The sequence below is a fragment of the Streptomyces sp. NPDC088785 genome (assembly GCF_044750685.1).
Lineage (GTDB): Bacteria > Actinomycetota > Actinomycetes > Streptomycetales > Streptomycetaceae > Streptomyces.
Genome location: NZ_JBIVKH010000001.1, coordinates 438,937 through 465,368, shown reverse-complemented (window position 1 = coordinate 465,368; position 26,432 = coordinate 438,937). Strand labels below are relative to the sequence as shown.

Genomic DNA, 26,432 nt, shown 5'->3' with positions numbered 1-26,432 from the left:
ACGTCCACGATCTCGATCTACACCCCGAACTACGCCATGTGACGTAGCGCGCGCTGGGGGGGCGGCCCGCCCGGGTCGGTGGCCGGGGGGGGGCCGCCCGTGTTTGGCTGACGGCCATGACAACGCAGACGGTCGAGTACATCCGCTACCGCATCCCGGCTGACCGCTCCGCCGAGTTCCTCGCCGCGTACACCCGCGCGGCGCGGTTCCTGGCCGCCTCACCCCACTGTGTCTCCTACGAACTCGCCCGCTGCGACGAGGACTTCGAGCACTTCGTCCTGCGGATCGTGTGGACGTCGACCGAGGACCACGTCGAGAGGTTCCGGGAGTCGGAGTCGTTCCCCGACTTCCTCGCCGAGATACGCCCGTACGTGGGGTGCATCGACGAGATGCGCCACTACAAGCCGACCACCGTGCGCGGCGCGGGTTCGGCCGAGCCCACGCTGTACGAGTGGGCCGGCGGCGCGGCGGCCCTCACCCGGCTGACCTCGGCGTTCTACGCCCAGGTCGTCAAGGACGACCTGCTCGGCCCGCTCTTCGCCGACCTGCCGGCCGCGCACGCGGAGCATGTCGCGCTCTGGCTCGGGGAGGTGTTCGGCGGGCCGTCCGCGTACACCGAGCGGCACGGCGGGCACAGTCACATGGTCGCCATGCACATCGGCAAGGACATCACCGAGGCGCAGCGGCGGCGCTGGGTGAGCCTGATGCACGACGCGGCCGACGAGGCCGGGCTCCCGTCGGACGCCGCCTTCCGCTCCGCGTTCGCCGGGTACGTGGAGTGGGGCACCCGGCTGGCCCTGCACTTCTCGGCCCCCGACGCCGAACGGCCCGCGGAGCAGCCGGTGCCGACGTGGGGGTGGGGCGCGGCTCCGCCGTATCGCGGGTGACGGGGGGCCGTCTGTTCCCCGCGCCACCGTCGTGGCTCGCGGGGTTCGTCTGTTCCGCGCGCCAACGTCGTGGCTGGCCGCGCAGTTCCCCGTGCCCCTAGGTCGTCTGTCACGCGCGCCACCGTCGTGGCTGGCCGCGCAGTTCCCCGCGCCCCTGAGGCATGCGCGGCGCGCAGCCTCCCCTTGAGGCTGCGCTTCGCGCGCCTCTGGAGGGGGTGGGGCGGAGGCGAGGCGCGCCACTCCGATGAGATGCCGCACGCAGTGCGCATCTCAGGGGCGCGGGGAACGGCGCGAGAAGCGGCCACCGGCCCGCAGACGACGAACTACCCAGGGGCGCGGGGAACGGCGCGGGAAGCGGTCACCGGGCCGCAGGTGAAAGAACTACCCAGGGGCGCGGCGAACTGCGCGATCAGGCCCCACCGGGTCGCGGGTCAGGGAGGATCCGAAGGGGCGAGGTCGCAGAGGTCCGGGTCAGTGCGGAGCCTTGGTGGCGTCGGTGCCCCAGCTGGCCAGCAGCCGGAGTGCCTCGGCCGAGGGAGTGCCGGGCTCCGCGTGGTACACCGACAGGAACTGACCGTCGTCGTCCGGGAAGTGCAGCGTCTCGTAGGACAGGGCGAGGTCACCGACGAGCGGATGCCGCATCCGCTTCACCCCGTGCCCCTTCTCCTTCACGTCGTGCGTGGCCCACAGCGTGCGGAACGTCTCGCTCTTGACGGACAGCTCACCCACGAGCGCCGACAGCTCCGGATCGTCGGGGTTGCGCCCCGCGTAGAGCCGCAGATAACTCACCATGTCCGACGCCTTCTGCTCCCAGTCGAGGAACAGCTCCCGGTAGGCGGGGTCGAGGAACGTCAGCCGGGCCCAGTTCCGCTCGGCCGCCGCCAGCTCGCCCCAGTCGCCGAAGAGGGCCGCCGCCATCCGGTTCCAGGCGAGGATGTCGGAGCGCGCCCCGCCGATGTACGCGGGCACGCCCTCCAGGTTCTCCAGCAGGTGCCGCAGCCCCGGCCGCACGTGCTGCTGCCGCCGCGGCGCCCGCTGCTTGCGCCGGGCCTGCGTCGGCTTCGCCAGATGGACCAGGTGGGCATGCTCGGTGTCGCTCAGCTGGAGGGCGCGCGCGATCGCGTCGAGCACCTCCGCCGACACATTGCGCCCGTTGCCCTGCTCCAGGCGCGTGTAGTAGGCGACCGAGACCCCGGCGAGCTGCGCCAGCTCCTCGCGGCGCAGCCCCGGGACCCGGCGGTGCCGCCCGGCCGCCGAGAGCCCCACGTCGGCGGGCTGGAGCCGGGCCCGCCGGGTGCGCAGGAACTCGCTGAGCTCGGCGCGGCGGTCCAGGGTCGGGTTGTCGTCCATGTATCCAGTATTCCCGGTCGTACGACGGTGAGCCTGACCCCGTCAGTAGTAGGACCACTGGTCGTACGCAAAGGGGTGACCTGCGCGGATGTCGCAGGAGGGGGCCGGCTGGGGCAGGCTGGAATCCATGACCACCACTGTTGCCGCGTACGCCGCGCCCAGCTCGAAGGCCCCGCTGGAGCGCACCACCATCGAGCGCCGTGACGTCGGCGAGCACGACGTACTGATCGACATCAAGTTCGCCGGAATCTGCCACTCCGACATCCACCAGGCCCGCGAAGGCTGGGGTGAGGCCATCTTCCCGATGGTCCCCGGGCACGAGATCGCCGGTGTCGTCGAGGCCGTCGGTTCCGGTGTCACCAAGTTCAAGGTCGGCGACCACGTCGGCGTCGGCTGCATGGTCGACTCCTGCGGCGAGTGCGAGCCCTGCCGCAGCGGCCAGGAGCAGCACTGCGTCCGGGGGAACGTCGGCACGTACAACTCCGTCGGCAAGGACGGCGAGCCCACCTACGGCGGCTACTCGCAGAAGGTCGTCGTCGACGAGGGCTTCACCCTGCGCATCCCCGACGGGCTCTCCCTCGACGTGGCCGCGCCGCTGCTCTGCGCCGGCATCACCACGTACTCGCCGCTGAAGCACTGGGGCGCGGGCCCCGGCAAGAAGGTCGCCGTGGTCGGCCTGGGCGGCCTGGGCCACATGGGCGTCAAGATCGCGCACGCGCTCGGGGCCGAGGTCACGGTCCTGTCGCAGTCGCTGCGCAAGAAGGACGACGGCCTGAAGCTGGGCGCCGACCACTACTACGCGACCAGCGACCCGAAGACCTTCGAGGAGCTGGCCGGCTCCTTCGACGTGATCCTCTCGACGGTCTCCGCGCCGCTCGACTTCGGCGCGTACCTCGGCCTGCTCAAGACGGGCGGCGCCCTGGTGAACGTCGGCGCCCCCGAGGAGCCGATCTCGCTGAACCTGTTCACCCTCATCGGCGGCAACAAGACGCTCGCCGGCTCCATGATCGGCGGCATCGCCGAGACCCAGGAGATGCTCGACTTCTGCGCCGAGCACGGCCTGGGCGCCGAGATCGAGCTGATCGAGGCGAGCCAGGTCAACGAGGCGTACGAGCGGGTCGTCGCCTCCGACGTGCGGTACCGCTTCGTGATCGACGCGGCCACCATCTGACGTACGTCCGCGCCCCCGCCCGACCACCCCTCACGACCCGGGCCCGCACGTCCTGAGTCCCTCACGACCCGAGGCCCATGACCCGAGGGGTAATCGACGCCCTCCTCGGGCTCCGACAGGATTCCCCCGTCCCGTCGGACCCGAGGAGGGCTCACTCATGACCGCCTACGCCATCGCCGTACTGCGTCCCACCCACCCCCCGCACCCCGACGTCCTCCAGTACATCGAGCGCGTCCAGGGCACCTTCGAGCCGTACGGCGGCCGGTTCCTGTCGCACGGCAGGACCGGCGAGTGGGTGGAGGGGGAGTGCCTCGGCGCCCTGGTCGTCGTCGGGTTCCCGGACCTGGAGCGGGCCCGCGCCTGGTACGCGTCCGACGCCTACCGGGCGATCCTGCCGCTGCGCGCGGACCACATCCCCGGCGAACTGGTCCTCCTGGACGGGGTCCCGCCGGACTACGACGCGGCGCACACGGCGGCGCTGATGCGGGGATCCGGGGCCTGACCCCCGCGGCGTGTGCGCCACGTCACAGCGCGGGGCCGTCACGGGACGCGGGGGAGCGGGGTCCTGTGTGCGGAGCCCGGCCGAACGGGCCGGGAACACCGCCACCACACACCACGGGAGAACCCATGAGCCCCCGCTTCGACCTCTTCGACAGCCCGACCGCGGCGAAGATCGCCAAGCGTTTCGCCGCCTGCTCGCTCGCCCTGGAGGAGTCGACCCTCCCCCGGTCCCTCAGGGAGCTGGTGCAGCTGCGGGTCGGCCAGCTCAACGGCTGCGGCTTCTGCGTCGACGCCCACACCAAGGAGGCCGCGCGGGCCGGGGAGAGCGCGCTGCGCGTCAACCTCGTCGCGGCCTGGCGCCACACCACCGTGTTCAGCGACGCCGAGCGGGCCGCGCTGGCCCTCGCCGAGGAGGGCACGCTGCTCGGCGACCGGGGCGTGAGCGACGCGACCTGGAGCGCGGTGCGCGAGCACTTCGACGACGACGAGGTCGGCGCCCTGGTCTGCCTGGTCTCCCTGATCAACGCGGCGACCCGGATGAATGTGATCGTGCACCTGGCGGGCGGCTCCTACGAGCCGGGCATGTTCGCCGCCGCGGCGGCGAGCTGAGCCGCGCGGCCGGGGCACCGGATGCCGGCCGGTCCGCGCCGCCCGCGCGGACCGGCCGGCGATTTTTCCGCGGACGCCGGCGGACGGCCCCGCGACGCCCGATAAAGTCGCTCGGTACAGCTGGTTGTGGGGACAACCGGAGCGCCTCGGGGAGGGCATGCAGCACATGGGTCGTCGTTCTGGGGGCATGGCCGGCGCGTGGGCCGAGATGCAGAGGCAGCAGCAGCGTCAGATGGAGGCCGAGGCCCGGCGGCAGCGGCAGGAGGAGCAGCAGGCGCGCGCCCATCAGCGGCGGGCCGCCCAGAGCTACCGCGAGTACCGGCAGGCCGAGGCGCAGCGCCGCACCGAGGACCTGGACGCGCAGATCACCGCGCTCCAGGGCCTCCTCGCCGCCGGCTGCCGGGCGCCCGCCTTCCGCGCGTCGTCGCTGACGCGCCCCGAGCACGTCGCGCCCTTCGCGCCGGGGCCGCTGGGGCAGCCGGTGCCCATGCCCGTCGCCGAGCACTACCAGGCGCAGAGCGGCTGGACGGCCGGCCGCCGCGCCCAGGCGCAGGCCGAGGCGCGGGCCCGCTTCGAGCGGGACTGGCACGCGGCGCAGGCCGCGGAGGCCCGGCGCCGCGAGCAACTCGCCGCGTACCAGCGGGAGTACGACCAGTGGGCGGACGCCCAGCTGGCCGGGACCCGGCGGCACAACGCGGGGATCACCGAGCTGCGGCAGGGGGTGCGCCGACGCGACCCGGACGCCGTGGTCGAGTACTTCTCGGCGGCGCTCTACGCGTCCGCGGGCTGGCCGGAGGGCTTTCCCCGCCAGGTCACCGCCGCCTACGACGCGGCGGCCGGCGAGCTGGTGCTGGACTGGGAGCTGCCCGGCTTCGACGTCGTCCCCGAGGCCAAGGCCGTCCGCTACCTGTCCAGCACGGACCAGGAGAAGGAGACGGCGCGCCCGGTCGGCCAGCGCCGCTCGGTCTACCGCGAGGTCCTCGCGCAGTGCGTCCTGCTCGTGCTGCACGACGTCTTCGCCGCCGACGAGTGCGGCGCGGTCGAGACGGTGACCCTGAACGGCTTCGTCGACGGGCACGACCCGGCGACGGGCAGGCCGGGACCCATCTGCCTGGCGACCGTGCGGGCACCGCGCACGACGTTCGGCGGGCTGCACATCGAACAGGTGGACCCCATCAGCTGCCTGGCCGACGCGCTGCGCGGACAGCTCTCGGTCCGCCCCGACCAGCTGACGCCGGTACGGCCGGGGCGGCTGCCGCAGGACATCGGCAACCGCGTCGTCAGCCACGGCACGGACGACGATCCCGACCTGTACGCCATGGACCCGATCGCGTTCGAGGAGCTGGTCGCCGAGCTGTTCCGCGCCATGGGGATGCAGGCGGTCACCACGCAGCGCTCCAACGACGGCGGGGTGGACGTCGACGCGCTGGACCCGGCGCCCGTGACGGGCGGCAAGATCGTGGTCCAGGTGAAGCGCTACCGCAACACCGTGCCGCCGACCGCCGTGCGCGACCTGTACGGGACGGTCCAGGACGCCGGGGCCAACAAGGGCGTCCTGGTGACGACGTCGAAGTTCGGCCCGGGATCGCACACGTTCGCCAACGGCAAGCCCCTGGAGCTGATCCCCGGCACGGAGCTCGTCGATCTGCTGCACCGGCACGGACTGCGCGGCCGCCTGGGCTCCGCCGCGTCGCCCGCCCCGGCGGCCACCCCGGCGACCGCTCCCGACCCGCGGCTCCCCGACGACTACAACGTGCTGGGCATGTCGTGGAGCGGCGACGTCGGCCTCGACGTCTGCGCCCTCGTCTGCCGGGGCGACCGGGTGCTCGGCGACGACCACTTCGTGTTCTTCAACAACCCGCGCACCCCCGACGGCTCCGTGCGCGCCCTGCCCGCCACCGCACCCGACAAGGCGGCCCTCTGCGTCTCCTTCGACGGGCTGCCCGCCGCCGCCGACCGGCTCGTCCTGGTGGCCGCCGTCGACCCGGAGACCCATCCCGGCGCGGACCTCTCGGGGTTCACGGACGCCGGTATCCGCCTGCTCGACCCGGCGCTGACGGAGCTGGGGCGGCTGGAGGTCTCCGACGGCCGGGAGGGCGAGACCGCCCTCGTCCTCGGCTCGTTCCGGCACCGCCCGAACGGCGACTGGGACTTCGTCCTCGGCGGCAAGGGATACCGGGGCGGCCTGGAGGAACTGGTCCGCGACTTCGGCATCGACGTCGAGTGACCCCGGGCGAGGACCCGGTCAGGCGGGCTGCCACAGCTCGACCCGGTTGCCCTCGGGGTCGGTGACCCAGCCGAACCGGCCGACGCCCGCCAGGTCCTGGACGTCGTCGGACACGTCCGCGCCCGCGGCGCGCAGCTGCGCCAGCATCGCGTCCAGGTCGCGGACCCGGAAGTTCAGCATGGTCCGCCGGTCGCGGGCGCCGAGGTGGTCGGTGTCGGACGCGAACGCCGCGAACACCGTCGGCCCGGCCTCCGGGTGCCACAGCCCCTGCCCGTCCAGGTCCAGGCCCAGGCAGTCGCGGTACCAGGCGGTCAGGGCCCGCGGATCGGCGGCCCGGAGGAAGTACCCGCCGATTCCCCGTACGTGTTCCATGGCCGCCATCCTGTCAGGACGGCGGCCCGCCGGGCCCGGGAACGGCGGAGCCGGGCCGTCAGGCCGACAGCGTCGCCGGGCTGCCGCCGTTCGCCTCGTAGCCGGCCACCGCCAGCGCCCGGTACACGGCGTACGACGCCGCGGGGTCCGCCTCCGCCGTCCACGGCACGGCACCGACGTGCCCGTCCACCCGCACCAGCTGCCGCATCGCCTCGGACCACCGCTCCCCGCGCACGAGGAAGAACACCAGCAGATGCCGTACGTGGGAGAGCATCGGGTCGTCGGGGCGGGCCGCGTGCACCGCGAACAGGGCGCCGTGCATCGCCTTGGCCACGACCTCGCTCTCGTAGAACCCGCGCACCAGGTTCAGGTCGGGCAGGTGCTCGTACAGCGCGAAGAGCGGCAGCGCGGCAAGCAGCGAACCGCGCGGGGCGCGCGCCGCGGCGGCCTCGGCGAAGGCGAACGCCTGCTCACGCGAGCCGTGCCACTTCTCGCACCAGTAGCGCAGCCCGGCCAGGTGCGCCCCCATGTGCCCGGGCGCGGTGTCCAGGATCTTCAGCCAGACCTGCTCGAACTCGGCCTGCGAGTACCCCAGCCCGCGGGCCACCGCGAGGTGCGTGATGTGCGGGACCGGGTCACCGGGCGCGAGCAGCGCGGCCTGGTCACAGGCGCGGCGCGCCTCCTCCAGGATGATCCGCTGCTCGTCCTCGGTGCCGCCCCCGCGCCACGCCTGCTGCACCAGGAACTCGGCGAAGACCTGCGCCCCGCCCGCGTCCTTGGGCGCCTGCGAGCGCCACGCGTGCAGCCATCCGGCGCCCAGTCGCGGCGTCTGCTGCGCCTCCAGGGCGGCGGCGCCGGCGATCGCCTGCACCCGCTCCCACCGCGCCTCGGTCTCCTTGCCGGTCCCGGCCAGCAATTGCGAAGCGGCCGTGAAATCCTGATGGCGCTGGACCACGGACATCACGTCCAGCAGATCCTGGTCGGGGCCGGGCAGCCGGACGTCCAGGTCCTCCTGTCGCATGAACCCGTAGTCCGCCGGATCGGCGGCGTCCGGGGACCCCGGTGCCACCTGACGGATGCCGCCGCGCCTGCGCAGCATCACCACCCAGGCGATCATCAGCACGGCCATCAGCCCCCAGAGAATTCCCATGCTTCAAAGCTAACCGAGGCGGCGACGGCTCCACGGCCCACTACCCTCGGGGCACATGAGCGACACGCACAGCCAGAGCGAAGCCCCGCGCGGCTTCGAGACCACCGCCATCCACGCCGGGAACACGGCCGACCCCGTCACCGGCGCCGTGGTCCCGCCGATCTACCAGGTCTCCACCTACAAGCAGGACGGCGTGGGCGGACTGCGCGGCGGCTACGAGTACAGCCGCAGCGCCAACCCCACCCGTACCGCCCTGGAGGAGAACCTCGCCGCGCTGGAGGGCGGCCGCCGCGGCCTCGCCTTCGCGTCGGGCCTCGCCGCCGAGGACTGCCTGCTGCGGACGCTGCTCAGCCCGGGCGACCACGTGGTGATCCCGAACGACGCGTACGGCGGCACGTTCCGCCTGTTCGCGAAGGTCGTCTCGCGCTGGGGCGTCGAGTGGTCGGTGGCGGACACCGGCGACGCGGCCGCCGTGCGGGCCGCGATCACGCCGAAGACCAAGGCCATCTGGGTCGAGACGCCGTCGAACCCGCTGCTCGGCATCACCGACATCGCCGCCGTCGCCCAGGTCGCCCGCGACTGCGGCGCCCGGCTCGTCGTCGACAACACCTTCGCCAGCCCCTACCTCCAGCAGCCGCTGGCGTTCGGCGCGGACGTCGTCGTGCACTCGCTGACCAAGTACATGGGCGGCCACTCGGACGTCGTGGGCGGCGCCCTCGTCGTCGCCGACGACGCGCTGGGCGAGGAGCTGGCCTACCACCAGAACGCGATGGGCGCGGTCGCCGGGCCCTTCGACTCCTGGCTGGTGCTGCGCGGCATCAAGACGCTCCCCGTCCGCATGGACCGGCACAGCGAGAACGCCGCCCGGGTCGCCGAGATGCTCGGCCGCCACCCCCGCGTCACCAGGGTCCTCTACCCGGGCCTGCCCGACCACCCCGGCCACGAGACCGCCGCGAAGCAGATGAAGGCGTTCGGCGGCATGGTGTCGTTCCAGGTCGAGGGCGGCGAGGCGGCGGCCGTCGCGGTCTGCGACCGGGCCCGCCTGTTCACCCTCGGCGAGTCCCTGGGCGGCGTGGAGTCCCTCATCGAGCACCCCGGCCGGATGACGCACGCCTCGGTCGCCGGATCGGCCCTCGAGGTCCCCGCCGACCTGGTCCGGCTCTCCGTCGGCATCGAGTCGGTGGACGACCTGCTCGCCGACCTCCAGCAGGCGCTCGGCGCCTGAGCCCCGCGGGTCACCAGCCCGTCAGCGGTGGAGTCGTCCGGGAGGGCGGCTCCACCCAGGGCCGCGTCAGTGCCGCCCACACCAGGAACACCACGGCTCCCACGGCCAGCAGCCGCCACAGCGTCCGCCGGGCGATCCGCCGCCTGCGCAGCGCCCGGGCGCCCCGGCGCATCGCCTCCGCGCCCAGCTCGGCCGGGACCACCGGCGGCGCCGCCGCGTCGAGCACCGCCCGCACCGCGGCCGACCTGCGGTCTTCGAGACTCATGTCGAGGCCGCCTTCCGCAGCGGGGGAGCGGGCGCCGGTCCGCGCGGCGGGTTCAGCACCAGGCCGAGGGCGCGGGCGTGCACGGCGCGGACCCGCTCCATGGGCAGCCCCAGCAGCGCCGCCACCTGCTCCTCGCCGACCCCCTCGAACAGCCGCAGGACGACGATCAGCCGCTCCTGCGGCGACAGCCGCCCCAGCACCCCGTCCGCCCGGCGGCGGCGCGGCGGCCAGGAGCCGCGGGCGAACCGGACGGCCAGCTCCTTGCGGGCGCAGTCGTAGGGATCCTCCCCCCGAAGACGGTCCCAGGAGACGTACGTCCTGGCGAGGGAGGCCGTGAGCAGCCGGCGCGCGCGGGGGTTGTCGTCGCCGGGCTCGGCGGTCAGCAGCGTCGCGGCATGCAGCAGCCGCCCGGCCGCGCCCGCGACGAACGCCTCGAACTCGCGGGCCCGGCGGGCATCCCGGGCCGCCTGCCGTTCGCGCACCCTTCATATGAGGCCTGCCGCGGCCCCCCCCGGTCAAGAGGCGGGAGCCGCGGCAGCGCCGATGTCCGGGGACTTCGGTGCTCAGGAGTCGGCGGACGGAGCGGCCTGGCCCGACTGGCGGGCCGACAGGGCCGAGTTGAAGCGCGTGAGGAGCGCGCAGAACTGCTCGCGCTCCTCCGGCTCCCAGTCCTGTGTCAGCTGCGCCATCAACTCCTGCCGCGACGAACGGACTTCGTCGAGGCGGGCGAGACCGCGCGGGGACAGCTGGAGCACGACGGCCCGGCCGTCCTCGGGATGCGACGTGCGCTTCACGAGGCCGGTGTCGACGAGCGGGGCCACCTGACGGGTCACCGTCGAGGAGTCGATGCCCATGCTCGCCGCGAGCGCCTTGACGCCCATCGGGCCTTCCTTGTCGAGCCGGTTGAGCAGCAGGTACGCCGCTCGGTCCATCGAATTGCGCACCTGCCCGACCCCGCCGAGCCGGGTCTGTTCGGCGCGACGGGCGAAGACCGCCACCTCGTGCTGCAACGTTTCGAGGAGGCCGGTGTCGCCGGCGGTCGACATGTCCATCGTTTCCTGTGGTGTGGGCATGGCCGGGGGCTCACTTCATGCGTGGGTGGTGGATTGCACTCAATTACGAGATTGGCCCACAGAGTACGCGGCGAAAGCGCTGGCCGTACCGGCCGTGCGCAATCCGGTCTCGCAGCGTGAACATCCCGGGTCACCTGCGGCGTGAGCTGCGAGACTTCCGTCATGAGCTACAGCGCGTCTGACTCCTTGCCTTTCCCGGCCGCGGTCACTCTGGACGACGTACGCGGTGCGCAGAAGATGCTCTCCGGGGTGTCCCGGATGACAACGATGGCGCACAGTCACCACCTGTCCCAGCTGCTCGGCACCCCGGTCCACCTCAAGTGCGAGAACCTCCAGCGGACCGGCTCGTTCAAGCTGCGCGGCGCCTACGTGCGGATCGCCGGGCTGCTGCCCGAGGAGCGGGCCGCGGGGGTGGTGGCGGCGAGCGCGGGCAACCACGCGCAGGGAGTGGCCCTCGCCTCCTCGCTCCTGGGCGTGCGCTCCACGGTGTTCATGCCCGTCGGCGCGCCCCTGCCCAAGGTCGCCGCGACCCGGGACTACGGCGCGGAGGTGCGGCTGCACGGCCAGGTCGTCGACGAGACGCTGGCCGCCGCCCAGGAGTACGCCGAGCGCACCGGCGCCGTCTTCATCCACCCCTTCGACCACCCGGACATCGTGGCCGGCCAGGGCACGCTCGGCCTGGAGATCCTGGAGCAGTGCCCGGAGGCGCGCACGATCGTCGTCGGGATCGGCGGCGGCGGCCTGGCGGCGGGGCTCGCGGTCGCCGTGAAGGCGCTGCGCCCCGACGTGCGGGTGATCGGGGTGCAGGCGGCGGGCGCGGCCGCGTACCCGCCCTCGCTGGCGGCCGGGCGGCCGGTGGCGATCGACGCCCCGGCCACGATGGCCGACGGCATCAAGGTGGGACGGCCCGGCGACATCCCGTTCCGGCTGATCGCGGACCTGGTCGACGAGGTCCGCACGGTGAGCGAGGACCAGCTGTCCAGCGCCCTGCTGCTCTGTCTGGAGCGCGCCAAGATGGTCGTCGAACCGGCCGGCGCCAGCCCGGTCGCCGCGCTGCTCGCCGACCCCGCCGCGTTCGAGGGCCCGGTCGTCGCGCTGCTGTCCGGCGGCAACGTCGACCCGCTGCTGATGCAGCGCGTCCTCACCCACGGCATGGCGGCGGCGGGCCGCTACCTGTCGCTGCGGCTGCGCCTGACCGACCGTCCCGGTGCCCTGGCCACGCTGCTGGGGGTGCTGTCGGTGGCCGACGCCAACGTGCTGGACGTGGGGCACGTGCGCACCGACCCGCGCCTGGGGCTCACGGAGGCCGAGGTGGAGCTGCACCTGGAGATGAAGGGGCCCGCGCACTGCGCGGCGGTCGAGTCCGCGCTGCGCGACGCCGGCTACACGGTCACCGGCAAGTCCGCCATGGGGCAGTCCTGGTAGCGGCGGGCGTCGCCGGGGTCGCCCGGACGGTCCGCGTAAATCCGTTGCCGATACGCGATACATCGCGATAGCGTGTGGCCCGCGTCACGCTTCGCCGGGCATGCACGGCCCGGTAAATCTACAATTTCGTCATATATGCGACTCGCGGGCCGATCATTTGGGGGAACGACATGCCAGGCGCCATCTACGCCGAAGGTCTGGTGAAGACCTTCGGCGACGTCCGGGCTCTGGACGGGGTCGATCTGGACGTGCCGGAAGGCACCGTCCTCGGCCTGCTCGGGCCGAACGGAGCGGGCAAGACGACGGCGGTGCGCTGCCTGACGACGCTGCTGACGCCGGACAGCGGCCGGGCGGTCGTCGCGGGCATCGACGTCGTCAAGGACCCGAACGAGGTCCGCCGCTCGATCGGCCTGTCCGGCCAGTTCGCGGCGGTCGACGAGTACCTGACCGGCCGCGAGAACCTCCAGATGGTCGGCCAGCTCTACCAGATGCGGGCCAAGGAGGCGAAGGCGCGGGCGGCCGAGCTGCTGGAGCGGTTCAACCTCGCGGACGCCGCGGACCGCCCCTCCAAGACGTACTCCGGAGGCATGCGCCGCCGCCTCGACCTCGCCGCCGCGCTCGTCGTCTCCCCGCCCGTGATGTTCATGGACGAGCCGACCACCGGCCTCGACCCGCGCAACCGCCAGCAGCTGTGGGAGGTCATCCAGGAGCTGGTCGCGGGCGGCACCACCCTGCTGCTCACCACCCAGTACCTCGAAGAGGCCGACCACCTCGCGGACGACATCTGCGTCGTCGACCACGGCCGCGTCATCGCCCGCGGCACCTCCGACCAGCTCAAGGCGCAGACCGGCGGCGAGCGCGTCGAGGTCGTCGTCCACGAGCGGGAGCACATCGCCGCCGCCCGGGAGACCCTGGCCGGCTTCGGCAAGGGCGAGACCACCGTCGCCGAGCACACCCGCAAGCTCACCGTCCCGGTCACCGGCGGCGCCAAGCTGCTCGCCGAGGTGATCCGCGACCTGGACGCCCAGGGCATCGAGATCGACGACATCGCCCTGCGCCGCCCGACCCTCGACGACGTGTTCATCTCCCTGACCGGCCACCTCGCGGAAGCGGCGGAGCAGGACGAGCAGGACGAGCAGGAGGCCCGCGCATGAGTGCCGTCACCCAGAGCGTCCGCACCCCGCGCGCGGCGGGCGGCCTCGGCCAGTCCGTCCGGGACTCGCTGGTCATCGCCCGCAGGAACCTGATCCGGATGACCCGGATCCCCGAGATGATCCTCTTCGGCCTGGTGCAGCCGATCATGTTCGTCGTGCTGTTCACCTACGTCTTCGGCGGGTCCATCATCATCCCCGGCGCGGACCCGGGGAACCTGAAGCAGGAGTACCGCGAGTTCCTGATGGCGGGCATCTTCGCCCAGACCGTCACCTTCGCCACCGCCGGAGCGGGCGCGGGCATCGCGGACGACATGGCGAAGGGCCTCATCGACCGGTTCCGCTCCCTGCCCATGGCGCGGGGCGCCGTCCTCACGGGACGCACGCTGGCCGACGCGGTGCAGACGGCGCTCACGCTGGTCGTGCTGGCCGGCGTCGCCCTGATCATCGGCTGGCGCACCCACGAGAACATCGGCAAGGTGCTCGCCGGCTTCGCGCTGCTCCTGCTGCTCGGTTACGCGTTCTCCTGGATCGGCGCGCTGATCGGCCTGTCCGTGCGCACCCCCGAGGCGGCGACGTCGGGCGGCCTGATCTGGCTCTTCCCGCTGACCTTCATCTCGAACGCGTTCGTGCCCGTCAACGGCATGCCGAAGTTCCTCCAGTACGTCGCGGAGTGGAACCCGTTCAGCGCCACGGTGCAGGCGGTGCGCGAGCTCTTCGGCAACACCATCGAGGGACGCCAGGTCTCGGTCACCGGTGCCTGGCCCATGGAGCACGCCGTGTGGGCGTCCCTGATCTGGTCCGCGCTGATCATCGTGGTCTTCCGGACGCTGGCCGTGCGCAAATACCGCAGCGCCTCCGCCTGACGGCGCCGGCTGTCGTACGTACCCGGACAGGCGAAGGCCCCCGCGGCGGTGCACGCCGCGGGGGCCTTCGCGTACGACAGGGGTGTCAGCCGCTGTACGGCTCCGCCTTGAGGATGCGGACCGAGGCCAGCTTGCCGTTCGGCAGTTCGTACTCGGCGTCCTCGCCGACCTTCTTGCCGTTCACGCCCGTGCCCAGCGGCGACTGCGGCGAGTACGTCTCGATGTCGGAGCTCGCGTACTCGCGGGAGGCGAGCAGGAACTCCAGGGTGTCGTCCTCGTCACCGTCGAACGCGATGGTGACGACCATGCCCGGCGCGACGACGCCCGACGCGGCCGGGGCCTCGCCGACCTTGGCCTTCTCCAGGAGCTGGGTCAGCTGGCGGATGCGGAGCTCCTGCTTGCCCTGCTCCTCCTTGGCCGCGTGGTACCCGCCGTTCTCCCGCAGGTCACCTTCCTCGCGCGCCGCAGCGATCTTCTGCGTGACTTCCTCGCGCGCGGGACCAGACAGGTGCGCCAGCTCGTCCCTGAGCTTGGTGTACGCCTCCTGCGTCAGCCAGGTGACGTCTTCGCTGGTCTGGGTCACAGGTCGCTCCTCGTAGGTACTGGGATACAAAGCATCGCCCTACCCAGAAGGATGTTCCCTCTCGGGTGGGCGAAACCACGAGCCTAACAATTCACCGGCGAAAGGGGGAGGACATAAGGCATCAGTTTTGCGTCGGCGCAGGTCAGCCGGGAAAGGCCGGGATCAGTCGGCGTGGCACCCGAGCAGCTCGGCCGTCGTCCCCCGCCCACCCGACGTGCGGAGCGTGACGACCTTGTCGATCCGGTCCCGCTTCTGGTCGAAGCGGAAGTCGGCGCGGCCCACCTCGGCGCCGACGGCGTCCTGGGAGCGGATCGTGCAGTAGCCGGACGTGTCGGTGTCCTTGCGGATCTCCAGATGGACCCGGACGCTGTGGTCGGAGGCCTTGAAGGCGATGACCTCGCCGCTGAACTTGTTGCCGACGACGTAGTACCAGCCGAACCAGATCATCAGCGCGGCGAACAGGGTGCCCAGCACGATCGCCGCGATCCGGAGCCGGTGGTCGGCGCGGGCGTCGGCGGCGCGCGAAGATCCGTAACGGCCCTCGGGCAGCTGCTGCCGCACGGCGCTCATCAGCCTGTTCCTCTCGCCTCGCCCGTCAAGATACGGACGCCGGAATTTTCGGCCCCCCGGTTCGGTCACTATAGAAGCCGCCCATTGCACCGAAACACACCAGGGCGCCCTATCTCACCGAGGATCTTGTCTTGACTGAGCAGCTGCGACTGATGGCCGTTCACGCCCACCCCGACGACGAGTCGTCGAAGGGCGCGGCCACGATGGCCAAGTATGTGTCCGAGGGGGTGGACGTGCTGGTCGTCACGTGCACGGGCGGCGAGCGCGGCTCCATCCTCAACCCCAAGCTCCAGGGGGACACGTACATCGAGGAGCACATCCACGAGGTGCGCAAGAAGGAGATGGACGAGGCGCGCGAGATCCTCGGCGTCCAGCAGGAATGGCTCGGTTTCGTCGACTCGGGCCTGCCCGAGGGCGACCCGCTGCCGCCGCTGCCGGAGGGCTGCTTCGCGCTGGAGGACGTCGACACGGCCGCCGGCCGCCTGGTCCGGCAGATCCGGAGCTTCCGCCCGCAGGTCGTCACGACGTACGACGAGAACGGCGGCTACCCGCACCCCGACCACATCATGACCCACAAGATCACGATGGTGGCCTTCGACGGGGCGAACGACCCGGAGGCCTACCCGGAGGCCGAGTTCGGCCCGATCTTCCAGCCGTCGAAGCTCTACTACAACCAGGGCTTCAACCGCCCGCGCACCCAGGCGCTGCACGACGCGCTCCTGGAGCGCGGCATGGAGTCGCCGTACGGGGACTGGCTCAAGCGCTGGGACGAGTTCGGGCGGGTCGAGCGGACCCTCACCACGCACGTGCCGTGCGCCGATTTCTATGAGATCCGCGACAAGGCGCTGATCGCGCACGCCACGCAGATCGACCCCGACGGCGGCTGGTTCCGCGTTCCGATGGAGGTCCAGAAGGAGGTCTGGCCCACCGAGGAGTACGAGCTCGCGAAGTCGCTCGTCGATACCTCCCTCCCCGAGGACGACCTCTTCGCGGGCGTCCGTCACAATGCCTGATGTGAACGCGAATCTGGCAATGACCCACCTTGTGTCGCTCGCCGCCCAGTCGGAGGTGGACGAGGACAAGGTCACCCCGGGTGTCCTCGGCTTCATCGTCTTCGCCGTGATGGCCCTGGCCGTGTGGGGTCTGATGAAGTCCATGAACAAGCACATGCGCAAGGTCGACTTCAAGGAGAAGTCGGCCGAGCCGGCCGCCACGGCGCCCGCGGACGACCGCCGCACCTCCGCCTGACGCACCGGCTCCCCTCCCCGGCGCGCCCGCGCGATGAGTTTCGCGGGCGCGCACGGTCGTACGGGTATGAGTCCTGTACTGATGCACGCGGTCGTCTCCGTGGACGGCTTCATCGCCGATGCCGACGATCAGGTCGGCCATCTCTTCGACTGGTACGGCAACGGGGACGTGCCGCTCGCCGACGACGCCGGGTTCCAGGTGTCCGCGGTCTCCGCCGAGTACACCCGCGCGATGTGGGACAGCCTCGGCGTGATCGTCATGGGCCGCCACCTCTTCGACGCGACCAACGGCTGGAACGCGAAACCGCCCGCCGGTGAACACGTCGTCGTGGTCTCGCACCGGCCGCGCCCCGCCGACTGGCACCCCGAGGCGTCCCACTACCACTTCGCCGGCGACGTGGCCGAGGCCGTCGCCACGGCCCGGGAGCTGGCGGACGGGCGGTCGGTCGCCGTCACCGCGGGCGACGTCGGCGGCCAGGCGTTCGCCCTCGGCCTCGTCGACGTGGTGGCGATGGACGTCGCCCCGGTCGTCCTCGGCGCCGGGAAGCGCTTCTTCGGGTCCGTCGCGGGCGAGCGGCTCCTGGACGACCCGCACGTGGTCGTCCAGGGGGACCGGGTGCTGCACCTCCAGTACCGGGTGCGCGGGCACTGACGGCCCCGGCGACCGCCTGGGCCGCGCGCGTCACGCCTGCGGTGTGGTCATCACCACCCCCATCGTGTCGCGCGCGTGCCGGTCCGGCACCATGCCGAGCCGCCACGCCTGCCAGCCCGTGTCCAGGTCCGCGCCCCGCTCCAGCAGCAGCTGGTACGCCTCCACGTAGTCGTCGAGCTTGCCGTCGCGCGTGGGATGCGTGGCCCGGCCGAGCCGGCCCAGCTCCTCCTGCGCGACCGCCGTGCCGACCTCCGAACCGCCCGGCGAGGCGTACGGCAGCAGCGTGCAGCGCAGGAACACCGCCCAGTCCTCGCCGCGCCGGTCGCCGTACGAGGCGAAGAGCGCCCGGGCCTCCTCGCACAGCGTCATCGCCTGCTGGAGCCGGGCGTTGCCCGCGTCGACGACCGCCAGTTCCAGGCACGTCCAGCCCTCGCCGTGCGCGACGCCGATGCGCTGGAAGTCGGCGCGGGCGTCCACCAGGAGCTGGCGGGCGAAGCCGGAGTTGCGCAGCGAGCCGGTCTGCACCGCCCGCTGGTCGCGGGTGACCCGCGCCGAGTGGTGGCGGGCGCACGCCAGCCCGTACACGTCCCGCATCCGGGAGAACATCGTGCGCGAGCGCTCCAGCTCGCGGACCGCCTGGTCGAGGCCGCCCGTCTCCTCCAGGGCCTGGCCCAGGTAGTAGTACGTCCACGCCTCGCCGCGCGCGTCCTCGTTGTCCCGGTGCCGGGACGCCGCCTGGCGCAGCCCGTCGACCGCCACCGAGGCGTCGCCCTCGATCAGCCGGGCGCGCGCCAGCTGGGTCAGCGCCCAGGCCTCGCCGCGCGCGTCGCGGGTGCGGCCGTACAGGTCGAGCGCGGCCCGCAGCTCCTCGTCGGCGCGCGGCACGTCGCCCATCCGCAGGCACAGCTGACCGAGCTGGAAGTGGGCCCACGCCTCGCCGTGCAGCGACTCGTTCTCCCGGTGCAGGGCGAGGGCGTCGGTGAGCAGGGTCAGCGACTCGCCGACGTGGGCGCGGTCCCGCTCGACGGCCGCGAGCGCGTGCAGCGTCCAGCCGCGGTCGCCCGTCGTCTCCGGCGTCGTCTGGAGGTCCAGGGCCTCCCGCAGCCGCGCGGCGGCCTCGGTGAGCTGGCCCTGGTGGTGCAGGGTGATGCCGAGCGAGCACAGCGCGCGCGCCTCGCCCGCCCGGTGGTGTGCCTCGCGGTACAGGTCGACCACCGACGACAGCGTCGTACGCGCCTTGTCGAGCTCGCCGAGCTGGCGGGCCGCGATGCCGGTGCGCCACTGCACCGACCGCACCAGCAGGCCCTGGTCGATGGCCTGCGTCAGCTCGCTGATCTCGCCCAGGCGGTAGAGGTCGCCGCGCAGCAGGCAGTAGTCGCACAGCGCGCCGAGCAGGCCGAGCACCGCGTCCTGGTTGACCCCCTCCGCGTGCCGCAGGGCCGCCGTGATGAAGCTCGACTCGTCGTCCAGCCAGCGCAGCGCCGCGTCCAGCGACGTGAAGCCGTGCGGGCCCATCTGGCCGGCCCGCGTCGACATGTTGCCGTCGACCAGGCGGATCACCGAGTCCGCCAGCTCCGCGTAGTTCTGGATCAGGCGCTCCTGGGCGGCCGTGCGCTCCTGCGGCTCCTCCTCGTCGGCGAGGCGGGCCTGCGCGAAGACCCGGACGAGGTCGTGCAGCCGGTAGCGGCTGCCCCGGACGTGGTCGACGAGACCGGCGCGGGCCAGCGCGTCCAGCTGCCGGGTCGCCTCCGTGTCGTCCGTCGCCAGCAGCGCCGCCGCCGCGGCCGCGCCCAGCGAGGCCCGGCCGGCCAGCGCGAGCCGGCGCAGCAGCCGCCGGGCCGCGTCGGACTGGTCGCTGTAGCGCAGCCACAGCACCCGTTCGACCGGGTCCACGGGACCGTACGCGCTCAGATCGGCAACGAGCCGGCGCGGCGAGCGCGGCCCGAGCGCGGAGCCGGCGATGCGCAGCGCCAGCGGCAGGCCCCCGCACAACTCCCGTACGGCGTCGGCGGACTCGGCGTCGTAGGGGCCGTCGGAGTCCTGCGCGGACTCCCGCAGCAGCTCCTCGGCGCCCGCCGCGTCCAGCGCCTCCACGGGCAGCTGGTGCACCCACGCGGGGAAGTCGTCGCCGAGGTCGAGCGGCTCGCGGGCGGTGACGAGCACCAGGCTGTCCGACCGCTCCGGGACCAGGGTGCGCACCTGCGCCGCGTCGGCGGCGTCGTCGAGCACGATCGTCACGGGCAGCCCGGTCAGGTGCTGGTGGTACAGCTCGCCCAGCCGCTTGACCTGCTGATCGGGCGTGGAGCGCTCGCGGAACAGCAGCTGCTCGCGCGGGGCGCCCAGCCGGTTCAGCAGGTGCAGCAGCGCGTCCCGGGTGGACAGCGCGGGCCCGTCCGCCCGGTCGCCGCGCAGGTCCACCACGCAGGCGCCGCGGAACTGGTCGCGCAGGTCGTGCGCGGCCCGCACCGCGAGCGTCGTGCGGCCCGAGCCGGGCGTCCCGTGCAGCACGACGACCGTCGGCCGGGTCTCGGTGCTGGCCCGCGCCGCGTGCACCCACTGCGCGATCCGGGCCATCGCGGGGCGCCGTCCGGCGAACGGGCCCTGCGGCTGGGGCAGTTGGCCGAACGACTGCTCCAGGACGCTGCGTCGCCGGGCCGCCGCGCTCCGGTCGGGCCTGCGCCCGCCCGGCACCACGGACTTCGTGCCGGCCGGCCCGGTGGACGCGGCGAGCACCCGCTGCTGGTCCAGGAAGGGCCGGATGCCCCGCACCTCCAGGGCGGTCAGCCACTGCAACCGCAACTGCTCGGGCCCGCCCGGCTGGTTCCTGGCGCCCGCGCTGCGGCTGGCCGCCGGCACGTGCGCCGCGGTCACCTTGGCGACGGTCGCGGCGGCCCCGAGCACCGCGACGGCGGCCCCCGCGCCCAGCGCCGTCCCCGTCCCGGTGCCGAGGACCAGGTCGGCCACGCACGCGGCGACCGCGCCGACTCCCGCCACCTGCAGGGGAGTCGACCCGCTCTCCTTGGCGAACCGCTCCCCGAACGTCATCTGCCCGGCCGCCGCCTCGTCCAGCGCCCGGGTGTACGCGGCGTACTCCTCGGCCGCCGTCCGCTCCATGGCGTCCAGCGCACCCCTGGCCCGGGACAGCAGCACCCCGCCGTCCGTCCGCCCGCCCGAGCGCCGCACCTCCTCCTCCACGGCCCGGGCCAACAGCCGCTCGGCCTCCGCCCGATGGCTGTCTCGCATCTTCGGTCCCCCTCCGGTCGCGACAGTTCGACGTCAAGTGTCCTGCGTATGGGGTGTCGGCGCGAGGGTCCCGGCGATCAGAGGCGGGAGCGCGCCGGTGATGGGCGAGTATGGGGGCATGCCGAACCGACTGGCCCATGAGACGTCCCCCTACCTCCTCCAGCACGCCGACAACCCGGTGGACTGGTGGCCCTGGTCGGCCGAGGCCTTCGAGGAGGCGAAGCCGTTCCCGCGGGCCTTCAGCCAGTGATTGCGGCCGGCGACCGCGAGGGTCACGCCAGCCGGGCGATGGAGCGTCATTGAGTCCTCCTGACTGGCCTACCGCGGCCGGGAGAGCATCCACCACCATCCCGCGGTCATGACGCAGGATCAGAGAGCGCTACTACTCTGCGCGGCGCAGGAATTGCCAGCTCAGTAGGGCCAGGGCGAGCGTCTGGACAAGTGACGTGAGCACGAGCGGGGATGGAGCGGTAGGCGAGCACCAGAACGCGATCGTGCAGACCATGGGCAGGACCAGATACGTAAACAGGTCCACCGCGGTCTGAAGCCGCTTGCGCATGGTGCGGCCCGCAACATTGCGGTGGTAAACCTCCCAGCCGAACACCGTGCCGCGGGCGGAGGAGAGTTCGCCCAGACGTGGACCCAGGTGGTCGCGGACATAGCAGCCGATATCCGAGATCTTCTCGTCATTGACCAGGTAGGTCCAGCCCAGGATCAGGCAGATGGCGGGGACGGCGAGCAACAGTTGTGGCTGTCCGCTGTGGACGGTAACCGCCACGACGGCAGTGACCGCTGCCAGCGTGAAATAGAGAAGATTGTCGCGGAATCCTATGCGAGTCTTCTGTTCCTCTTTGAGCCGGTCGTACTCGGCCAGTAGGACCTTGCTCTCCGTGACATCGTCTAGGGAATTCGCACCCATCCTATGCTCGATTCCGGGATCAGTCGGCGAGCTGGAAGGGCGTCTGGCTGTCGGGGTTGCGCCGTTCGATCCAGTCCTTCCCGTCCGCCGCGATCCCTTCCAAGAGGCGAAAGGTATGGGTGAAGCCGGCTGAACTGAGACTGATCTCGGAGATCTCCCGAGCGCTTTCGTTCGGTTCCAGTTGATGGGCGTCGGCGTCCTTGACGCGGATCTTCCGGGCCGGTCCGTTGGTGAGCACGAGCTCTAAGTCGTAGCCCACATCGGCATTCTCCGTCACCTGCACGGAGGACAGTGCGTCGAAGCGGTAGTTGCTCCGCTGCTCGTTCTTGCGCGTCGAGTCGGAAAGCTTGAACTCGGAGCTGACTTCGCGGACGCCGTCCCGGGAGAACAGGAAAAGGCGTATGACGTAGTGAGAGTACCGCCATGGGCCGCCCCGGACCCGGGCACGTTTGTAGGAGCGTGCCGGAGCCACCAGAACGGTGTGCGTGATCAGATCGCGCCAGGCGAGCCGGTGGTGTCGCAGGGCCTCGTCGACGAACGAGGTCTTGTCGCAGGTGAGCCAGGTCTCCATTTCCAGCTCACTGGGGCGGGTCGCGTCAAGGAGCGCCTTCCAGCGCCGGTGAGCGTCCTGCCGCGCGGCGAGCTCCTCCTGGTACTCCCGTGCTTCCCGGGCCAGTCGGTACCTTTCACGCCGGACCTTGAGCCACAGCTGAGCGGCCGCGTGCCCCGACCAGCCCGCACCGAGCAGGGCCAGGAATGCCCAGAGCGGCCGCGGCTGGGCGGCACCAGAAACTGCCGTACCGAATGCTGACAGGGGCGCGGCGACGAGAACAGTGAGCGCTACCACGGTCAGGACCTTCGTCCGGGTCGGCGTCCGATCCTGCGGGTGGCGGTCGAAGAGGGTGCCGTTGTTGTGTCGGTTCCGGGCCTCCTCCGCGAGGTGCCGGATCAGCCAGGTGACGCGATCCACGCCGATCCGGCTCTCCCGGTACAGGTCCGCGATCTCGGCGGCCAGGCCGCCGCGGACCTCATCTGTGTGTGCGAGCCAGGCCTCCGGGGTGAACCCATGAGGCGTGCGGACGCTGAAGTAGTGATCGAATTTGTTGCGAACGCCTTTGGTGAACCCGTCAGCGGGAGGTGTTTGCCTGTGCGGCTGCGAGGCGTCAGACCCGGCCGAGTGCTCCGCCCGGGCTTCCCGGCCCCACCACTTGCCACCACACCGGACCGCGGTGTGACCTGCGCCGAGCGCCACCAGCAACTCGAAGGCCGCGTGGGCTGGATGCGCGATCCATGCCAGGGCCCCGAGGGCCGCAGCGCTGACCACGAACAGGGTCACCCGGAGCGGGAGAGCCGCCTGGGCAGCGGCGGCGGCAGCCGTGCTCAGGTGGGGGAATGCGGCCCGCGCGCCGATGGGGGAGGGCTCGAAGTAGGCCCAGACCCGCTGAGCCCGGTCCTTTCCGAAGCGGTCCGCAGCAGCCCGTTCGAGGGTCTCCGCCCACAGTTCGTCCTTCAGCCCTCCGGTGAGTATGAGGTCAAGGTGGCGAAGGATCGCATCATGCAAGCGAAGCGGAAGTGCCTGGAGCTGCTTCAGCACAGGTCTGGTTGTTCCGCCGGCGGAGCCGATGGCCGCCAGCAGATCGAAGGTGACGCGCAGGGCTTCCGTCCACTCGTCCTCTGCGTACGTACCGACGAGCCTTGCGGCGCGGTGCAGCCGCTGGACCTCTTCGGTGCTGAGGTCGTGGTGGGTGCGTCCGCTGAGCATGGCGAGCACCCAGTGGAACCGGACTTCGGCGTGATGGTAGCCATGGGCCATCGCGTCAGTGATCATTTCCCGGGCGCGGCTGGGAACGCCGTCTTCCAGGAGCCGTACACCCACCCGGTACTTTTCCTGCGGCGAAGCATCCGGGTGGACGAGATAGACGCTGGAATTGTGCACGGTCTCCGCCTGGATCCCGATGGTGGAGTCGTACGCGGCCGAGCTGTACGTGGCTTCATAGCTGTCGCTCATGCCCGGTCACCGGCCGCCGTGATCAAAGGGGCCAACTCAGCCATAAGGTCAGGACAATCGGCGACCAGCCCACGCAGTCTCCTGAGCGTCATGGCCGCTCGCTTCGACGCATCGGAAGTGCTTTCCCTGGCCGACCGCAGGGCGGACTCCAGGTCGGCCAGAGCCTCCCGGTACGTGTCCATGTCGAGGGCACCTTCATCGTGGTGCCGCCCCAGAGTCTCGCGGAAACCATTGAGTGCCGCGATCAGATCTGTCGGGCCGGACCGCTGGGGAGCCGTGCTCATGCGAACGCTGCTGCCCGTGACCGAACCGGCCATGATACCGATGGTGCTGTTGTGCGCAGTATTGCTCAGTTGCCGGCCGAGGTGGTCGGCCGGGGAGACCCTGTCCTCGCACAGCACGGCGTCCTCGCGGGGCACGGCGGTCTCCTCCTGTTCCCCCGCCAGTTCAACCGCCAGCCGGATGGCGAACGCTGCCGCGTTCGCGGCTGCCCGCGGCTGCATGCTGCGATCATCCGCGCTGTTCTTCGTGCCGTCCGCTCGGTCGCTGATTCCGCGGATGATGGCCACCGGTGCCCCGCTCAGATGGCCGGCCTGCGCCACACCCGCCGCCTCCATTTCGATGGCGAGAGCATCGTTGTAGTGCTGGCGGATCCACTTCGCCTCGGCCGAGATTCTCGAGTTCTGGACTACCTCGCCGGCGGCGATCCCTCCGAAGCGCACCTGCGGCGCCGCTTCGAGACCGATGGCGGAATCCGCCCAGTCGTTCAAGCGGGCCACATGTGAGGCTAACTGGCTGATGCCGTGCGGGGCTTCCCACACCCGGGGGCGGGCCTTGAGCCCGTCGTCCTCGCTGGTCCCACCGTGATAGGCGTATACGTGAGATGCCATGACGACGTCACCCAGCCTGGTGGCGTCCCATAAGGCGCCGGCGACTCCGACGAACAGCACTGCCAGCGGCGAGAATTCCTGGATCGCGCGTTCGGCGATCACTGCGGAGGAGTGGTTTCCCTTGCTCGTCAGACCGAGCGCGACACGGCATGACGTACCCTGCACGGTTCCCACTTCGAAACGCGTGCCGCGTTCATGCCGGTGCGCCTGGGGGCTCCCGAGCTTCTGGCGTACGGCCTGATACTCGAGATTGAGGGCGGTGAGAATCACCACCGGGCTTCCTAACATCTACTCCCCTTTCCCTTTCGTGTTCTCTTCCGCAACGGACGACGCGCGCCGGATCAGCGGTGGGAACAGCATGGTTTCCTGGCCGGCTCGGTACAGCCGTGCAGGCCGCCCACCCGTGCTCCTGCGGGCCGTGCCGGCGGGGACTATGAACCCCTTGACGGCTTGGACCTTCCGGTAGAAATTGCGAGTGTCGAGTTCGATGCCCCAGACGGCCTCGTAGACTTGCTGGAGCTCTGCGATGGTGAATTCGTCTCGGCAGAAAGCCGTGGCCAGCGACGAGAATTCGATCTTGGTCCGCGCGTGCTCGATGCCGTCCGTCACGATTCGGCGGTGATCGAAGGCGAGTTCCAGTTCACCGGACAGCACGGCCTCGGCGGGAAACCACGCGGCTTCGGTGGCATCTGATCCCGCGACAGGGTCGGGCAGCCCTGGTGCGATCGCCAAATGCGCCACGGAGACCACTCGGCCACGGGGGTCACGCCCTGAGTCTCCGTACACGGCCAGCTGTTCAAGGTGGACCCAGCTGGATGTCAGGGCGGTTTCTTCGTCCAGTTCACGGTGGGCGGCATCCAGGATCTCCTCGCCATCGTGGTTCAGAAATCCGCCGGGCAGTGCGGGCATACCCCGGAAGGGGTCTTCGCCCCGCTCCACCAGGAGGACGGACAGGTGGCCTTCCCGCAGCGTCAGGATCACGAGATCGACCGTCAGTAGCACGGGGGGTGGTGACCACGTATCAACTTGCATGTCATACAAGGTACTTCGGTTACTGTCACTCGCACAAGAAGGGGGGCGAGGTGCGCGGTCGCCCTCGCCTCCGGCGTCGACGGCCGTCCCACGGAGAGGCGTAGTTGTGTGTCATCAAGGGCGCGTGAACCGGGCGGATCGTTGGCTGCACGGCTGTCCCACGCACGACTGTGGAGCCGGCAGGCCAGGCAAAGCGACTGCGCCGTGCCTTACACGACCCCGAGATCGACCGTGACGGAGAAAGGTGCTGTGGCCTTCACGGTGCCGGTGAACATCTCACCGTTCCTGTAGGCCCCGATCGCGGGATCGAGGACGTAGGTGTACACGATCGGGACACCGGTGGCGGCCTGCTCGACCCGCCAATAGAAGGGGATGCCCGCCTTGGCGTACTGGTCGACCTTCACGATCCGGTCGGTGGTCTCCGAACCCGGCGACACCACCTCGACGACCAGGAGTACGTGCTCCGGGCGCGTGGGCGTGAGGTCGATGGTCTCCGCCCGGTACACGGTGACGTCCGGGCGACGGTTGGTGAGGGGGACGTCCTGAAGGCGGACGTCGAAGTCTGTGTCGGCGTTCCAGTCCGGGCCCGCGGCGGCGTCCAGGGCGTTGGCCAGGATTCGGGCCAGCCGGTTGTGCCGCTTGGACGCGCTCGGGCTCACGACGACCATTCCGTCCACGATCTCGATACCGGCGCACTGCTCTTCGGTCCAGGAGTCGTACTGTTCGACGCTGATCTGCGTATGCATCCACGCGGGTGCCATCATTTCGGCGGTCACGACGTACCTCCCTTGAGGAGCCCGGACGGTCTCGGCGCTGTCGGGATCAGCCTACTGTCCTGCGATGTCGGGGTATCCGATTCCGGAGGCTGCCGGGAGATGTCGGCAGTCGCCCGTTGCGCCCTGCCGTGGCCGCCGTCGCCCGCCCGGGCCACGCGGATGGCGGGTGTTCCGAGGGGATCCGGAACCGCCCGCGACGACGAACCGGCATCGGTGGCACCGCGAGAGGTCGCCGTGTCC

At 71.5% G+C, this 26,432-nt stretch carries 26 protein-coding genes and 1 pseudogene; 13 read left to right on the top strand and 14 right to left on the bottom strand.

Features of this window, described 5'->3' with window-relative positions; translation table 11 throughout:
• The first annotated feature begins 116 nt into the window (after positions 1-116).
• Positions 117-887: a group II truncated hemoglobin gene (locus ACIP5K_RS02040; protein ID WP_401404027.1), complete on the top strand. Its 771-nt coding sequence runs from the start codon at positions 117-119 to the stop codon at positions 885-887.
• Between the two features lie 471 nt (positions 888-1,358).
• Here the strand turns inward: ACIP5K_RS02040 and ACIP5K_RS02035 are convergent, their stop codons facing one another.
• Positions 1,359-2,237: a helix-turn-helix domain-containing protein gene (locus tag ACIP5K_RS02035; protein WP_401404025.1), complete on the bottom strand. Its 879-nt coding sequence runs from the start codon at positions 2,235-2,237 to the stop codon at positions 1,359-1,361.
• A gap of 127 nt (positions 2,238-2,364) precedes the next feature.
• On the opposite strand from ACIP5K_RS02035, the gene ACIP5K_RS02030 reads away from it, so the two are divergent.
• From ACIP5K_RS02030 to ACIP5K_RS02015, 4 genes are all read left to right on the top strand, one after another.
• Positions 2,365-3,408 (top strand): NAD(P)-dependent alcohol dehydrogenase, encoded by a 1,044-nt coding sequence (locus ACIP5K_RS02030; protein ID WP_401404024.1) that lies wholly within the window; start codon positions 2,365-2,367, stop codon positions 3,406-3,408.
• 157 nt (positions 3,409-3,565) lie between these two features.
• Positions 3,566-3,910, top strand: a complete 345-nt coding sequence (locus tag ACIP5K_RS02025) for a DUF1330 domain-containing protein (protein ID WP_401404022.1) — start codon at positions 3,566-3,568, stop codon at positions 3,908-3,910.
• 125 nt (positions 3,911-4,035) lie between these two features.
• Positions 4,036-4,518, top strand: a complete 483-nt coding sequence (locus ACIP5K_RS02020) for a carboxymuconolactone decarboxylase family protein (protein ID WP_401404021.1) — start codon at positions 4,036-4,038, stop codon at positions 4,516-4,518.
• 166 nt (positions 4,519-4,684) lie between these two features.
• Positions 4,685-6,745, top strand: coding sequence for a restriction endonuclease (locus tag ACIP5K_RS02015; RefSeq protein WP_401404019.1), 2,061 nt, complete (start codon positions 4,685-4,687; stop codon positions 6,743-6,745).
• Positions 6,746-6,763: 18 nt separating this feature from the next.
• Here ACIP5K_RS02015 and ACIP5K_RS02010 read toward each other — a convergent pair whose 3' ends face one another.
• Entirely contained in the window at positions 6,764-7,117 is a 354-nt protein-coding gene (locus ACIP5K_RS02010) for a VOC family protein (protein ID WP_401404017.1), read from the bottom strand.
• A gap of 58 nt (positions 7,118-7,175) precedes the next feature.
• Positions 7,176-8,267, bottom strand: coding sequence for a hypothetical protein (locus tag ACIP5K_RS02005; protein ID WP_401404015.1), 1,092 nt, complete (start codon positions 8,265-8,267; stop codon positions 7,176-7,178).
• A 55-nt stretch (positions 8,268-8,322) separates the two neighbouring features.
• Between ACIP5K_RS02005 and ACIP5K_RS02000 the strand changes: the two genes are divergently transcribed.
• Positions 8,323-9,492 carry a cystathionine gamma-synthase gene (locus ACIP5K_RS02000; protein ID WP_401404013.1) on the top strand — a complete coding sequence of 390 codons (1,170 nt, stop codon included), beginning with the start codon at positions 8,323-8,325 and terminating at the stop codon, positions 9,490-9,492.
• Positions 9,493-9,502: 10 nt separating this feature from the next.
• On the opposite strand, the gene ACIP5K_RS01995 is transcribed toward ACIP5K_RS02000, so the two are convergent.
• The 3 genes from ACIP5K_RS01995 to ACIP5K_RS01985 form a co-directional block, all read right to left on the bottom strand.
• Positions 9,503-9,757 (bottom strand): hypothetical protein, encoded by a 255-nt coding sequence (locus ACIP5K_RS01995; RefSeq protein ID WP_401404012.1) that lies wholly within the window; start codon positions 9,755-9,757, stop codon positions 9,503-9,505.
• Complete coding sequence (locus tag ACIP5K_RS01990; RefSeq protein ID WP_401404010.1) at positions 9,754-10,239, bottom strand: sigma factor-like helix-turn-helix DNA-binding protein; 486 nt, start codon at positions 10,237-10,239, stop codon at positions 9,754-9,756. The genes ACIP5K_RS01995 and ACIP5K_RS01990 overlap by 4 nt, the downstream gene beginning before the upstream one ends.
• A gap of 81 nt (positions 10,240-10,320) precedes the next feature.
• Entirely contained in the window at positions 10,321-10,809 is a 489-nt protein-coding gene (locus tag ACIP5K_RS01985) for a MarR family winged helix-turn-helix transcriptional regulator (protein WP_401405227.1), read from the bottom strand.
• 183 nt (positions 10,810-10,992) lie between these two features.
• On the opposite strand from ACIP5K_RS01985, the gene ilvA reads away from it, so the two are divergent.
• The 3 genes from ilvA to ACIP5K_RS01970 all read left to right on the top strand — a co-directional run bounded on the left by ilvA (position 10,993) and on the right by ACIP5K_RS01970 (position 14,272).
• A complete protein-coding gene (gene ilvA / locus ACIP5K_RS01980) occupies positions 10,993-12,255 on the top strand; it encodes a threonine ammonia-lyase (RefSeq protein WP_401404009.1) in 1,263 nt (420 codons plus the stop codon).
• 170 nt (positions 12,256-12,425) lie between these two features.
• The gene (locus tag ACIP5K_RS01975; RefSeq protein WP_401404007.1) at positions 12,426-13,409 is read left to right on the top strand and encodes an ATP-binding cassette domain-containing protein; all 984 of its coding nucleotides are present in this window, start codon (positions 12,426-12,428) and stop codon (positions 13,407-13,409) included.
• On the top strand, positions 13,406-14,272 hold the full coding sequence (locus ACIP5K_RS01970; RefSeq protein ID WP_401404005.1) for an ABC transporter permease: 867 nt from the start codon (positions 13,406-13,408) through the stop codon (positions 14,270-14,272). Before ACIP5K_RS01975 ends, ACIP5K_RS01970 begins: the two co-directional genes overlap by 4 nt.
• Positions 14,273-14,357: 85 nt before the next feature.
• Here ACIP5K_RS01970 and greA read toward each other — a convergent pair whose 3' ends face one another.
• Both greA and ACIP5K_RS01960 read right to left on the bottom strand, forming a co-directional pair.
• On the bottom strand, positions 14,358-14,855 hold the full coding sequence (greA, locus tag ACIP5K_RS01965) for a transcription elongation factor GreA (protein WP_401404004.1): 498 nt from the start codon (positions 14,853-14,855) through the stop codon (positions 14,358-14,360).
• A 162-nt stretch (positions 14,856-15,017) separates the two neighbouring features.
• The gene (locus tag ACIP5K_RS01960) at positions 15,018-15,425 is read right to left on the bottom strand and encodes a DUF4307 domain-containing protein (RefSeq protein WP_401404002.1); all 408 of its coding nucleotides are present in this window, start codon (positions 15,423-15,425) and stop codon (positions 15,018-15,020) included.
• 131 nt (positions 15,426-15,556) lie between these two features.
• Here ACIP5K_RS01960 and mca point away from each other — a divergent pair, with 131 nt between their 5' ends.
• The 3 genes from mca to ACIP5K_RS01945 all read left to right on the top strand — a co-directional run bounded on the left by mca (position 15,557) and on the right by ACIP5K_RS01945 (position 17,324).
• Positions 15,557-16,438 carry a mycothiol conjugate amidase Mca gene (mca, locus tag ACIP5K_RS01955; protein ID WP_401404000.1) on the top strand — a complete coding sequence of 294 codons (882 nt, stop codon included), beginning with the start codon at positions 15,557-15,559 and terminating at the stop codon, positions 16,436-16,438.
• Between the two features lie 19 nt (positions 16,439-16,457).
• Entirely contained in the window at positions 16,458-16,673 is a 216-nt protein-coding gene (locus ACIP5K_RS01950) for a hypothetical protein (protein ID WP_401403998.1), read from the top strand.
• A gap of 66 nt (positions 16,674-16,739) precedes the next feature.
• On the top strand, positions 16,740-17,324 hold the full coding sequence (locus tag ACIP5K_RS01945) for a dihydrofolate reductase family protein (RefSeq protein WP_401403996.1): 585 nt from the start codon (positions 16,740-16,742) through the stop codon (positions 17,322-17,324).
• A 30-nt stretch (positions 17,325-17,354) separates the two neighbouring features.
• Here the strand turns inward: ACIP5K_RS01945 and ACIP5K_RS01940 are convergent, their stop codons facing one another.
• The gene (locus ACIP5K_RS01940) at positions 17,355-20,567 is read right to left on the bottom strand and encodes a tetratricopeptide repeat protein (RefSeq protein ID WP_401403994.1); all 3,213 of its coding nucleotides are present in this window, start codon (positions 20,565-20,567) and stop codon (positions 17,355-17,357) included.
• A 118-nt stretch (positions 20,568-20,685) separates the two neighbouring features.
• Here ACIP5K_RS01940 and ACIP5K_RS01935 point away from each other — a divergent pair.
• Positions 20,686-20,790 (top strand): annotated as a pseudogene (locus ACIP5K_RS01935) (DUF255 domain-containing protein); the annotation flags it as partial.
• Positions 20,791-20,949: 159 nt separating this feature from the next.
• Here ACIP5K_RS01935 and ACIP5K_RS01930 read toward each other — a convergent pair.
• The 5 genes from ACIP5K_RS01930 to ACIP5K_RS01910 form a co-directional block, all read right to left on the bottom strand.
• Positions 20,950-21,486, bottom strand: coding sequence for a hypothetical protein (locus ACIP5K_RS01930; protein ID WP_401403993.1), 537 nt, complete (start codon positions 21,484-21,486; stop codon positions 20,950-20,952).
• A 19-nt stretch (positions 21,487-21,505) separates the two neighbouring features.
• Positions 21,506-23,494, bottom strand: coding sequence for a hypothetical protein (locus ACIP5K_RS01925; RefSeq protein WP_401403991.1), 1,989 nt, complete (start codon positions 23,492-23,494; stop codon positions 21,506-21,508).
• Positions 23,491-24,672: a purine phosphorylase gene (locus ACIP5K_RS01920; RefSeq protein ID WP_401403989.1), complete on the bottom strand. Its 1,182-nt coding sequence runs from the start codon at positions 24,670-24,672 to the stop codon at positions 23,491-23,493. Before ACIP5K_RS01920 ends, ACIP5K_RS01925 begins: the two co-directional genes overlap by 4 nt.
• On the bottom strand, positions 24,673-25,416 hold the full coding sequence (locus ACIP5K_RS01915) for an NrtR DNA-binding winged helix domain-containing protein (protein WP_401403988.1): 744 nt from the start codon (positions 25,414-25,416) through the stop codon (positions 24,673-24,675).
• Positions 25,417-25,625: 209 nt separating this feature from the next.
• A complete protein-coding gene (locus tag ACIP5K_RS01910) occupies positions 25,626-26,192 on the bottom strand; it encodes a Uma2 family endonuclease (RefSeq protein ID WP_401403986.1) in 567 nt (188 codons plus the stop codon).
• Positions 26,193-26,432 lie beyond the last annotated feature (240 nt).